The 12,291-nt window shown below is 43.6% G+C and carries 11 protein-coding genes; 5 read left to right on the top strand and 6 right to left on the bottom strand.

Annotated elements, in window-relative coordinates:
• Nucleotides 1-5: 5 nt before the first annotated feature.
• On the bottom strand, nucleotides 6-500 hold the full coding sequence (lrp, locus tag ACZ5ZC_RS13455) for a leucine-responsive transcriptional regulator Lrp (protein WP_005378234.1): 495 nt from the start codon (nucleotides 498-500) through the stop codon (nucleotides 6-8).
• 156 nt (nucleotides 501-656) lie between these two features.
• Between lrp and ald the strand changes: the two genes are divergently transcribed.
• The gene (gene ald / locus ACZ5ZC_RS13450; protein WP_005378241.1) at nucleotides 657-1,781 is read left to right on the top strand and encodes an alanine dehydrogenase; all 1,125 of its coding nucleotides are present in this window, start codon (nucleotides 657-659) and stop codon (nucleotides 1,779-1,781) included.
• 92 nt (nucleotides 1,782-1,873) lie between these two features.
• Here ald and ACZ5ZC_RS13445 read toward each other — a convergent pair whose 3' ends face one another.
• A complete protein-coding gene (locus ACZ5ZC_RS13445; protein WP_193447976.1) occupies nucleotides 1,874-3,070 on the bottom strand; it encodes a methyltransferase in 1,197 nt (398 codons plus the stop codon).
• A gap of 53 nt (nucleotides 3,071-3,123) precedes the next feature.
• The gene (cysB, locus tag ACZ5ZC_RS13440) at nucleotides 3,124-4,098 is read right to left on the bottom strand and encodes an HTH-type transcriptional regulator CysB (protein ID WP_006742885.1); all 975 of its coding nucleotides are present in this window, start codon (nucleotides 4,096-4,098) and stop codon (nucleotides 3,124-3,126) included.
• 313 nt (nucleotides 4,099-4,411) lie between these two features.
• Between cysB and ACZ5ZC_RS13435 the strand changes: the two genes are divergently transcribed.
• Together ACZ5ZC_RS13435 and miaE are read left to right on the top strand one after the other, a co-directional pair.
• Nucleotides 4,412-5,176, top strand: a complete 765-nt coding sequence (locus ACZ5ZC_RS13435) for a hypothetical protein (RefSeq protein WP_006742886.1) — start codon at nucleotides 4,412-4,414, stop codon at nucleotides 5,174-5,176.
• Nucleotides 5,177-5,273: 97 nt separating this feature from the next.
• Nucleotides 5,274-6,044 carry a tRNA isopentenyl-2-thiomethyl-A-37 hydroxylase MiaE gene (gene miaE, locus ACZ5ZC_RS13430; RefSeq protein ID WP_464931982.1) on the top strand — a complete coding sequence of 257 codons (771 nt, stop codon included), beginning with the start codon at nucleotides 5,274-5,276 and terminating at the stop codon, nucleotides 6,042-6,044.
• Between the two features lie 129 nt (nucleotides 6,045-6,173).
• On the opposite strand, the gene ACZ5ZC_RS13425 is transcribed toward miaE, so the two are convergent.
• Together ACZ5ZC_RS13425 and ACZ5ZC_RS13420 are read right to left on the bottom strand one after the other, a co-directional pair.
• Nucleotides 6,174-7,802, bottom strand: coding sequence for a methyl-accepting chemotaxis protein (locus ACZ5ZC_RS13425; RefSeq protein ID WP_464931981.1), 1,629 nt, complete (start codon nucleotides 7,800-7,802; stop codon nucleotides 6,174-6,176).
• Between the two features lie 155 nt (nucleotides 7,803-7,957).
• Nucleotides 7,958-8,224 carry a hypothetical protein gene (locus tag ACZ5ZC_RS13420; RefSeq protein WP_012841963.1) on the bottom strand — a complete coding sequence of 89 codons (267 nt, stop codon included), beginning with the start codon at nucleotides 8,222-8,224 and terminating at the stop codon, nucleotides 7,958-7,960.
• 292 nt (nucleotides 8,225-8,516) lie between these two features.
• Between ACZ5ZC_RS13420 and ACZ5ZC_RS13415 the strand changes: the two genes are divergently transcribed.
• Both ACZ5ZC_RS13415 and ACZ5ZC_RS13410 read left to right on the top strand, forming a co-directional pair.
• On the top strand, nucleotides 8,517-9,845 hold the full coding sequence (locus ACZ5ZC_RS13415) for a sphingomyelin phosphodiesterase (protein WP_464931980.1): 1,329 nt from the start codon (nucleotides 8,517-8,519) through the stop codon (nucleotides 9,843-9,845).
• A complete protein-coding gene (locus ACZ5ZC_RS13410) occupies nucleotides 9,842-10,798 on the top strand; it encodes an ATP-dependent dsDNA exonuclease (protein WP_464931979.1) in 957 nt (318 codons plus the stop codon). The genes ACZ5ZC_RS13415 and ACZ5ZC_RS13410 overlap by 4 nt, the downstream gene beginning before the upstream one ends.
• An 83-nt stretch (nucleotides 10,799-10,881) precedes the next feature.
• Here ACZ5ZC_RS13410 and trpS read toward each other — a convergent pair whose 3' ends face one another.
• Entirely contained in the window at nucleotides 10,882-11,904 is a 1,023-nt protein-coding gene (trpS, locus tag ACZ5ZC_RS13405) for a tryptophan--tRNA ligase (protein ID WP_464931978.1), read from the bottom strand.
• Nucleotides 11,905-12,291 lie beyond the last annotated feature (387 nt).

Here is a 12,291-nt window from a genome sequence, read left to right as displayed (position 1 = left end):
AGAAATTAACGAGTTTTGATCACAAGCTGGTTAGATTGTTTCACTTCTTCCATTACAACGTATGTGCGAGTGTCATTTACGCCAGGTAGACGTAGTAACGTATCGCCCAATAGTCGGCGGTAAGCACCCATATCTGATACACGGGTTTTAAGAAGATAGTCAAAGTCACCTGATACAAGATGACACTCTTGTATGTCGTCTAGCTTTTGAACAGCTGAGTTAAACTGCTCAAATACATCCGGCGCACCACGGTTTAGTGTAATCTCAACGAATACTAATAGTGACGCATCCAGGAACTGCGGATTCAATAATGCAGTGTATCCTGTGATGTAACCCTGACGCTCTAAGCGACGTACACGCTCCAAACATGGCGTTGGAGAAAGTCCCACACGTTTTGAAAGCTCAACGTTTGAAATACGACCGTCTTTCTGCAGTTCATTAAGAATGTTGCGGTCGATACGGTCTAGTTCCTTGGACGGCTTTTTATAGTTGTCTGCCATTTTTTATTCCACCTTATTACTTCCTTGCAAAAAAATATACTACAACTTTTTAATATTTGGTGCCAAATTTTACAAATCTATAACTATACTAGTTATTAATTCGACAATAACACCCTACAAACAGTTAATACAACCATTATAGAAAGAGGATACAGGATGATCATTGGCGTACCTAAGGAAATCAAGAACCACGAATATCGTGTTGGTATGATCCCAGCAAGCGTGAGAGAACTCATCTCACATGGTCACCAAGTTTTAGTTGAGACCAATGCAGGTGCCGGCATTGGTTTTTCAGACGATGATTACATCGCTGTCGGCGCATCCATTCTCCCTCATGCTGCAGACGTATTCGCGCAAGCAGACATGATTGTAAAAGTAAAAGAACCCCAAGCAGTAGAGAGAGCAATGCTCCGCGAAGGGCAAATTTTATTTACTTATTTACACCTAGCACCAGATTTTCCACAAACTGATGAGCTAATCAAGAGCAAAGCTGTCTGTATAGCCTATGAGACTGTAACAGATAATATGGGTCGTTTGCCACTGTTAGCACCAATGTCAGAAGTGGCAGGTCGGATGTCTATCCAAGCTGGCGCGCAAACATTGGAAAAATCACACGGCGGTCGTGGTCTGCTCCTAGGCGGCGTACCTGGTGTTGAGCCAGCGAAAGTCGTCATCGTTGGTGGTGGTGTTGTTGGTGCAAACGCAGCTCGTATGGCTGTTGGTCTTCGCGCTGACGTAACCATTCTAGACCGCAACGTAGATACACTTCGTAAGCTTGACGAAGAATTCCAAGGTCGCGCTAAAGTGGTTTATTCTACTGAAGACGCTATCGAGAAGCATGTTCTAGAAGCTGACCTTGTTATCGGTGCAGTTCTAATTCCTGGAGCAGCAGCGCCTAAGCTGGTAACAAAAGAGCACATTGCTAAGATGAAACCTGGTGCGGCAGTGGTTGACGTGGCTATTGACCAAGGTGGCTGTTTCGAGACATCTCACGCAACAACCCACGCAGATCCAACTTACATCGTGGATGAAGTGGTTCACTACTGCGTAGCAAATATGCCTGGTGCGGTTGCACGTACTTCAACTTTCGCATTGAACAATGCAACACTCCCTTACATTGTGAAACTCGCAAACAAAGGCTACCGTGAGGCACTTCTAGAAGACAAAGGCTTCCTTGAAGGTCTAAACGTTATTCACGGAAAAGTAACATGTAAAGAAGTAGCAGAAAGCTTTGACTTGGAATACGTTGAACCAACTCAAGCTATCGCTATGTTCAATTAATGACAAAATAAAACCAATTTGTCACGTTTTGTTTACAAAAGCCCACGCATAAGTGGGCTTTTTCATATAGAGCGTTTAGCTATAAAAAATAACTAATTCTTATATGCGCAAATTAAAATATTTCTAGGTGTAACTGATTTAGGGCAAAACTCTGACAATCTAACACGATAACCACGTTCTTCAAGATAAAGTGCTTTGTCCAATGCGAGCCAGATCTCCAATGGACGTTGAAAAACCAGTTGCACTAAGCTCATTCTCTCCATTTGCCAGAAGCGTTGTTCGCTTAACTTTTCAAAATGATCGAAATCGATTTCTTGAGAAAGAACGATACCTTTCTGCTCCGCCGCCCAGCGACACAAAGATTCAAAGCCTTCACTTAATTGCGACTTCCGAATACTGGGGACAGGTTGGTACTCTGCCATGCCTAACGCTCGTCGAGTAATCAAATCGAAGCCAAGACGAAACACCATTTCCTGCTGACGATGGCGACGTACACGCTCTCCCCCTGTCACCGTTTGCTGTAACGGGATACGCAGTTCTTGCTTAGACAATGAGAGAGAAGAAGCCCTCCCCGGTTTCGACATCGGCTGGTATTGTTCCGACTGAATCAAGTGATAACAACAAGGTGAGATGGTCATCGCAGCAATCCCATTCTCACTGCCGTACTGCATTAGACGAACATGGAGGTCACCACACGCATGCAGTGCCACCGCGTGTTGCGTCGGTTTAAACACCGCTCTCGCTTTGCTATCGAACGCATCGCCTTGAATAAACGTCATCTTCCAATGGTGTTCATTCGCCGCTTGTTGCCCTGAATCACACAGTGCTTGTTGATATTCGAAACTGGTCACAGGCTGATCGGTTTGTGTTGCCAGGATTCGTCCTAAATAACCTTTCCCTGAACACCACTCTAACCATTCTTCGCCACAGTGTTGTTGAATTGCAGCTTCACCCATCGAGCTGATTTGCTCCAGCTTACGTCCGGGAATGCCGTTGTCTAAGCCACGAGCGAGTGCCAAACCATTTAAGGTTAAAGACTCTAAACGCGTGTGATAAGCGAGTTGTTCGAGTTGAGGCACGAACGCGCTTATCGCTTTTAAGGCGAGTTCAGGTTCCGCTTTATACTCTTCGATTTGAGAGGGAGAAAGAGACACTAACCACTGGCACAACTGAGGGTGTTGCTCTTGCCAAGGTAATGAGATGTGGATGCTACTTTTAAATGGTTCAAACCGCCATAGCGATTCGTTTTCCAATAAGCAGTCATTAATAAATTGAAATTGCGTTTTCATAGCTCCCCCTACAACGAGCGCATTGTAGAGGGAATCGAAACATCAATGAAGTGTTATCTCACCGGGAGCTCGATGTCCTTAAACATCTCTTCGATTTCTGCATTAGATTTCAAAGAAATCGCCTGCTCTACCACTGGGCGAGTTAAATGTGGAGCAAAGCGTTCCATAAAATCAAACATGTATGAGCGCAGGAATGTGCCGCGACGGAAGCCAATACTTGTCGTACTAGCCCCGAATAAATGGCTCGCATCTATTGCGACTAAATCGCTGTCCTGCTCTTCATCCACAGCCATGCTAGCAATTACGCCGACACCAATACCCATGCGAACATACGTTTTAATAACGTCCGCATCAGTTGCAGTGAACACCACTCTCGGGGTTAAACCTTCACGATTAAATGCGGTATCTAACTCTGAACGGCCCGTAAAACCAAACACATAAGTGACCAATGGATAAGCGGCAAGATCGCTGATCGTTACCTTATCTTTCTTTGCTAATGGATGATCTTTAGGCACGACAATTGAACGGTTCCAGTGATAACAAGGCAGCATGATGGCATCTTGATATAAGTGAAGCGCTTCTGTCGCAATCGCAAAGTTCGCCGTACCTTTGGCAATCGCCTCAGACATTTGTGACGGCGTACCTTGATGCATGTGTAATGACACTTTTGGGTAGCGAGAAGTGAAACCTTTGATGACATCCGGCAAAGCATAACGCGCTTGCGTATGTGTCGTGGTGATATTCAGCGTCCCCATTTCTGGGTGGGTGTGCTCCCCTGCTACAGCTTTGATACTTTCTACGCGAGCCAGAATCTCTTGGGAAATACGTACAATTTCTTCACCAGCAGGTGTCACTTGCGTTAAGTGCTTACCGCTACGTTCAAAAATCTGAATGCCTAACTCATCTTCCAGCAACCGAACCTGCTTACTGATACCTGGCTGAGACGTATACAAGCTTTCTGCCGTCGCGGATACATTCAGATTATGGTTTACAACCTCAACAATATACTTCAGCTGCTGCAGTTTCATCGTAATCCCTTACTTGTTCATGAGATAATTTATTGGCCACTCGGACGAGCGATATAATAATTAGTTATAACGCGTTCAAATCGAAATGAACAGTAATTTCTAACTTATACCTCAATCACATACTGATAATCCTCAATATAGAAACAATATGCACAAAGTTGAGCCAATAAATGACTGAAGTTCTATGATGTGACTTCTATCAGTAGCTAAAACGTGGGAGAGACAAAATAATCAAACAAATAGGGTGCCGAGTAAGATAAGATTCATGTATTCTTTAACGCTAGCCGTAGAAAAGTAAAGCAGACGCAAAGATATGAATATTGGTTTAATAATCGCTTTGGTAGCCATCCTACTGGTGTTGATCCTAGGCTATAACATTATGTTGCAGTATAAGGTCAAGGTAGAGACTGCGAAAAGACAGGAGTCCGCACGCTATGTTGCCTTGATTGATGGCACTGAAGAGTTGATTGGTCATGCGCACCATATCCCTTTTAGCAAGGAGCTGTTGCTATGTCTAAACAATCGTATTCTTGACGCGCTAGAAAGCATGCATGAGCTTGACCCGAAGAATAAGCAGCTTGCTCAACGTATCGAAAACATGAAGCAACAGATTGAGCAACTGAAAGAGAATGGTCCCACTGGCGAGAGTACCACGTTCAAAATGCCGAGCAGTGATAAACAAGCCATCGTCATGCTTAAGTTGGTGAAGCGCCTTCGCGATACTATCCGTAACGAACACAATAAAGGCCGTATCGACACCCAGACTTATGTCGCTGAAAATGCGCGTTTAGAAACGATGCAGATTCGTATCAACATCGAAAACGTCATTAAAAGAGCAAACGACTCAATCGCTCGAGGTCAACCTGGTACAGCACTTCAACTGCTACGCAAAGGTATAGATGCATTGAGTACAAAGAGCGATCCCTACTCTATTCAAGCGAAACAGAAGCTTGAAGACATGCTGGGCGACCTAGATAAAAAACGCCAAGATAAAAGTGATGCCGAAATGCAGCAGATCGCCGATAAAGAGCGCGACAATGACATGGAAGCACTCTTCGGCGAGAAGAAAAAGTGGTAACATTCACTTAAGGTCAATAAAGGCTGCAATCGCAGCCTTTTTTCTATCCGTAAGATAGCGGATATGCCCAATTAGAATGTGAAGTCCTAAAATTAAAATGATGAATCTAGACGCCTATCAAGAACTTCTTGCTCCCATTAACCAATTTCTGCAATGCAGCACACCTGATGAATGGGTAGAGGAAGCAAAGAAACCAGAAAACCTTCAAACCATTTTATTAGACCACCTACTGTGTGAGCTAAAAGCTGGCCAATCTGCGATGTTTTTAATTCGTAAGTATGCCGTTGACCAATCCAGTTCACATGCTCTGCTTAACTGGTTTAAACCCTATGAAGACTTTGCTTATCGCAATGTAGGCTCACTAGAAACTTTAAAAGGTAAGAGCAATATTTCCAAAGCGATCATGGCTAAGTCAAACTCACCGTACAGCCAAGATTTGATCGATAAAATGGTGCTTTTGATTAAAGAGGAGTTACACCACTTTTATCAAGTTTTAGAGATCATGGAAAGTCGTGGAATTGAGTATAAAAATATTCCAGCAAGTCGCTATGCTAAAGGGCTCATTTCGCATATGAAGACTCATGAACCGGAAACGCTGATCGATAAACTCATCATTGGTGCCTACATAGAAGCCCGATCTTGTGAGCGTTTTGCCAAACTAGCACCACATATGGATGACGATATCGCAAAATTCTACGTTTCTTTACTGCGCTCAGAAGCACGCCACTATCAAGATTATCTTGTATTGGCAGAGCAAATCGCGGGCAAAGACATCAGCGAACGCATAGCCTATTTTGGCCGAGTTGAGGCGGATTTAATTTCTACGCCAGATACAGATTTTAAGTTCCATAGTGGTATTCCAGCCTAGCGAGCATATTCTCCCAAGATTGAGCATGCTCTGAACTTATTTATATAGACAGAGAATAAATAAGCCGGACATTTCGTCCGGCTTATTTTTTGTAGCAATGAGGTTAGGAATAAAGCTGAAACACAACAACTAGAGCTGGAATGAACCCATTCGAGTTTTCAAGTTGTGCGCTAGGCTACTGATCTGCTGGCAAGCTACAGCCGTTTGCGAAGCTCCCTCAGCCATCTCTGTTGAGGCACTATTAATATGCTCCACACTGCGATTCAGCTCTTCGGATACTGAATTCTGCTCGCTGCACGCCGTTGCGATTTGTGTGCTCATTTGCGCTATGTTATCGACAGAATGTTCAATTTCTTTTATCTGGCTATCAGCGTCATTGACTTGCTCAACACACTGAGAAATGCCCTCCTGACAATCACGGCTTGAATGCCCTATTTTGCTGCTGCTCTCTTGTAGTTGATTAACAATTTCCACAATTTGTGAAGTGGAGTCTTGAGTGCGTTGCGCCAGAGAACGAACCTCATCTGCCACAACAGCAAACCCACGTCCTTGTTCACCGGCCCGAGCGGCTTCAATTGCGGCGTTCAGTGCTAACAAGTTTGTTTGCTCCGCAATCCCGCGGATCACATCTACGACCACATTGATATTGTTTGAGCTCGATTCAAGCTCACGTGCCAGTTCATCTGACTCTTGGATCGTATGTGATACACGCTCAATTACTGCGATAGTTTGTTGTAACGTCGCCGTTCCTTGTTTAGCCACTTCCGTTGCCGAGTAAGCAGAGGTCGCGCCAACTTCAGTATTTTGTGCCACTTCACTTACAGCAGCTTGCATTTCTGTCATCGCAGAAGCCACCGAGCTAAGTTCAATTTGTTGATTTTGCATACCAGAAGCGGTCTGAGAAGAAATAGCACTCACTTCCTCTACTGCTGCCGTTAGCTGAATCGTTGAGTCATTAATCTCAGAAACCAGCGAATGTAAGTTTGTTTGCATACCGACAAGCTCTTTGAGCAGCGTTCCTAACTCGTCTTTGCTCAATTCGCTTTCGTCGATTTGATTATTCAATTGACCCTTGGCGATTTTGGAAGCGAATTCCAATGCTCGATCAATAGGCCCGCAGATGACTCGAGAAAGCAACATGGCAGACATTACCATGACCAATGCGACGACAAGCGCACCAACAGCAGCGCTGTATTGTGTAAATGCCGCTTCATTTTGTACTTCTTCGCCAATCAAATTCACCAACTCATCGTTCAACGCGAGGGTATCATCCAAGCTGCTCAACGCTTTTGAGTAAGTATCGAAACTCGATAAAATCACATCATTTGCACTTTCAGCATCACCTTGGCTTAGCAGTGCGTTGTAAGTCTTCGTTTCTTTGATGTATTGATTCCAGGTTTCTTTAAAAACGTTAAAAGACTGCGTTTCACGCTGATTAAGGTCGAGCTTTTCGTATTCTGCAATACCAGCCTGCACATCAGAACGCCATTGGTCGAGGCCTTTTAACCACTCACCAATTTTGGGATGATTTGCGTTTGGCAATAAAGAGAACTCATCTTTGCGCACTTTAGTAATATCAACTTGGATACCTTTCAAAATCGCAACAGAAGGTAAGCTTTTATCTGTTAGCACTGAGATGTCTTTATTCAGTGTTAACAGACCTTGTACCAACATTACTGACACTAAACCAAACACGGCAAAAACGGTTAAATAACTAACCGATATTTTCTTTACGACACTTAAGTCTTTAATACGCATGCACTTTCTCCCTGCAGCCTTTCCAAACCTCTCACTTAAGTGAAAGCTTAACCTCTAAAACACACTGTTTTTTGCGCTCGATATCATTGAGCGCTCTTATATACATCGGCCTGAGAGATCAAATCTTGACCAGTAATTGATATTTTTATCACGTGCTATTTTAGAGATAGGCTCGCATGCTCCGTATTGTGTCTGCATTTTTTTATGAGCGCTTCCCGGCGCAACTCTAAGATCTCATCGATGAGTTTTTCTTTAGCGTTGATGCCAAAGTGCTGGGCATAATTTTTGACTTTTTCAATCTCATTAGGCTGCAAGCGGTATACCTCTTTCTTTAAACGAGCTTCTGCTTCGCTTCTAATCAAACCTTGGTCTTGTAGTAATTTAATGATGGTTTCATCGATTGGATTTACTGCTCTAGCCATGGTGCTCCATCTATCAATTTAAGTTCTAGCCATGTGGCTGGATGAATGACGCCGCACAACTTATAGAGCGAAGATGACAACTTGATTGCAGTGAGTACGATTCGTTAACCATCGCTATTATTTACAACCGCTTAAGCAACCATTAACTCTCTACCCCGACTCCTCACCATTGAATAAAGATCACATTCTGATAACAATTTTTAGTACTGGCTTCGATGTCATCCATATTTAACGTGCAAGTAATATTTATAAACAAGAATGATTGCTCTAGTTCAAATGATGGAAAAATAAGATGAAATTATCGCAGTGGGGTCTTTTATTAAGTGGCTTGGTGGCATTGCCAAGCATTGCAGATACAGATGTTTATCTAACCAATAACTCTGATCAGCCTTTAACTATTCAAGTAAAGCACGAAGGCAGTGATTTACTTCAATACGGAGAAGAGTGGCAGCAACATGTGCAAGTACTTGGTCCGTGGGAAACCAAACCTGTATTGAGCTTCAATCGTTGGGAAGGCGTGAAATCAAACCAAACTTACCGTTTTGAAACTGTGGTTTCTAGCCCTAAAGGTGAAAGCATAACACTCAATCAGGTCATGGAAGGTCATTGGTATAATTCAACCATTGAATATGGCTTATCGGCGGCCGATGTCGATTTATCTCTTAAAGATGATCGTGATATTCATCGTGCCAACACTAACGCTTTTGGCATCCGAGAAACCGAACTGGCATTTAAGTCAGACAGTACCGCTCGATACGACGATCTTTATTACACCATCACACCAAGCAAAGTAAATGAATCTGTCGATAACGAAGAACAAAACCTTAAGTTGATGACATACAACATCTGGGCTCTTACGGCTATTGCATCGCACATCGGTGATCGTTACGAACTGATTCCTCAATACGTCAAAGGTTATGATGTATTAGCGCTGCAAGAAGTGTTTGCAAGCGGTCGTGAAGGATTCCTACGTGAGTTAGCTAAGGAGTATCCGTACCAAACTAAGATGTTAGATAAAGAAGGCGTTAATATTCATGATGGTGGCGTAATCATAGTTAGTCGCTACCCTATCGTGAATGAAGCGCAATATGTCTTCCCCGACTGCTCTGGCACAGACTGCTTTGCCGACAAAGGCGTTAATTATGCGGAAATTATTAAAGGTGGTCAGGCTTACCATGTGTTTGCTACCCATACCGCATCTTTCGATACAGACACCGCTCGCGAGTATCGTCAGCGCCAGTTCAAACAAATCCGCGCACTCGCTAAATCTCTCAACATTCCTTCAAGCGAAACTGTGGTATACAGCGGTGACTTTAACGTAAACAAAAGAAAGTTCCCTGGTGACTACCAACAAATGATCGCCAACTTAAGCGCCATAGAGCCTCAGTATTCTGGTTACACGGAGTCAACCTTTGATCCCCGCATCAATAACTTCGCAGGTGAAGCGTTATCAGGCGGCGAAAACGTGGAATACCTTGACTATGTCATGGTGAGTAGCGAATACGGGGTGAAATCATTCAATGACAACCGTGTAGACGTGCCGCGCACAACCGCAGAGAGTTTATGGAAACACTACAACCTTTCTGACCATTTCCCAGTTAGCGCAACAATCAAGCCATGAAGAAAATCGCGTTGATAATCATGTCCGCCATTATGGCGGGCATGATGTTTTTAACTTTCAGTCAAGATGGGCAGCAAGAAACGGCCGTGTCCGCTTCTGCTCCAAAGACAAAAAATAAGAACGTCCCCAGTACACCACTAAAAACAAGCAATATCGCTCCCAGTTTAGAGCCTTCACCACAGACCGCAGAGCTCCCTTCTGCGGTTCAAATAACGACTGAGAGACTAACTCTGCTCAAAGGGAGAAAACTGGTCGCAGAGCTTGAGTCATTTTGGCATGAGTGCATGTCGAACCGCGACTGTGAAGAACAGTTAGCCTTGCTCGAGCCTTATTTATCTTCAGCACGATTTCAGCTTTTGGCGAACTACCATCAACTCAACAGTCAATGGCAAGAAAGTGTAGGTAATTTGTTATTTGATGAGCAACAACCACTAGCCTCACGTATTGCACAACTTAAAGCCGAGGCAAGAGGCATTTGGGGCGAGTTGGCTGATGTTATTTTCGCGGATGAGTTCGCCCTATACGATTTCAATTTAGAGGCCCAACAGCTCAACACGCAAAGTCCAGAAAGCTTTTTGCAAGCTTTCGAGCAACTCATCATAGACTGGCAAGAAAATGCAGAGGCTATCGGGCTTACAAACGACCAAGCAAAATATGAGCGTGCAGTCGCCCTGATACCCAATAGCATGAGCTTTCCAGATCGCCAAACCATCATCGCAGAGCTGGAAAAAACTTACTTAACGAAGGACGAAAGTGAAGAGATTCACGCTCGTGAGCAACAAATTGCCGAGCAAAAAGATCAAGTCAGAGATTACCAACAAGCATTGCAACAACTTGAGTCCAGACTCAGAAAAGAGAGAGCCACAAGCCATTCGAATTTGTCAGAACCGGAATGGCAAAGCTATTACCAACAAGAAGTAGCGGATTTTCGTCGTGAATTTTTTTCTTCTTAACAATCAGCTTTGACTGACTGGGAGCTAAAAAGGCACGTTGCTAATAAGCCATCGTGCCTTATGTTCAACTCTCTACTTTTAATTCAGAACAAATTCAAACCAAATACATCTTTCACATCAAATAGCACTTGTTCAGTTTTCTCACGAGAACGCTGACTACCTTGTTTTAAAATATCAATCAGCTGTGCTTTATCATTCAAATACATAGTGCGCTTTTCTCGAATAGGTCGAAGCATCTCTTGTAGGCATTCTTCTAATACTTTCTTGGTCAAACCATCACCTAACCCACCGCGTCGATAATGCTCTTTTAGCTGTTCGACGTAATCTTTATCAGGGTGAAAGGCATCGAGGTAGGTAAATACGATATTACCTTCGACTTGGCCAGGGTCCTCAATTCTCAGGTGATTGGGGTCGGTATACATAGATTTCACCGCCGCAGAAATCTCCTTTTCAGACGCCCCTAGGTTGATTGCGTTCCCCATGCTTTTAGACATCTTATTTTTTCCATCAGTACTCGGCAAACGAGGAGCATCACTAAGTAATGGACGGCATTCTCTAAGAACCTCTTTTCCACCCAGGTGGTTTATTTTTCTTACGATTTCATTAGTTTGCTCCAACATCGGCAGTTGGTCATCACCTACCGGAACCAACGTCGCGTGGAACCCCGTAATATCGGCAGCTTGAGAAATTGGATACGTTAAAAAACCAGCGGGAATAGAGCGTTCAAAGCCTTTACTTTGAATCTCATTTTTAACCGTGGGATTACGCTCTAAACGCGCAATAGAGACAAGATTGCTGTAATACATCGTTAACTCTGCTAACGCTGGTATTTGAGATTGCAACGTGATCGTGGTTTGTGTGGGGTCGATACCAACGGCCAAATAATCCGCAACGACATTGAGAATATTGGAGGATACTTTTGATGGATTGTGGGCGTTATCCGTCAACCCTTGCATGTCTGCGACTAAGATCGTTTGCTCATGCTCCGTTTGCAATTTGACTCGTTGTTGCAATGAACCGACATAGTGCCCGAGGTGTAACGGACCTGTCGCTCGATCGCCGGTCAGGATAATTTCACGCTGTGGTGTACTTTGAATGGTGTTCATATTTATCTCCAAGTATTTAATAGATCGCTACTGGAGATAAAAAGATCAAACACTCTTAGCTACCATCCAGCAGCTTAAGAATGTGAGTATTCCGTGCCGCTCTATTTAGAGCGCCACCAAAAGAAGGTTGTTGATGAAGGGCTAACGTGTATTTTCATGTTTTCAAACTAACAGTACATCAAGCTGAACTCAATCTGTTTTTGTATTGAATTAGCGTGAGTATTCAAAGAGCCTACAGAAACGATTACATTGGTAAAGACATCGCAATGACTAAAGCTGCACCAAACACCGAACCCGAGACAAATGCACAAAGTACGGTTTTGTTGTGTTTCCTTTTCATCGATGAACTCCTATCCATAACCACAATGACCAACCCTTTTATTTAAT

This window comes from Vibrio sp. JCM 18905, assembly GCF_055393305.1.
This window is presented reverse-complemented; position numbering and strand designations above follow the sequence as displayed.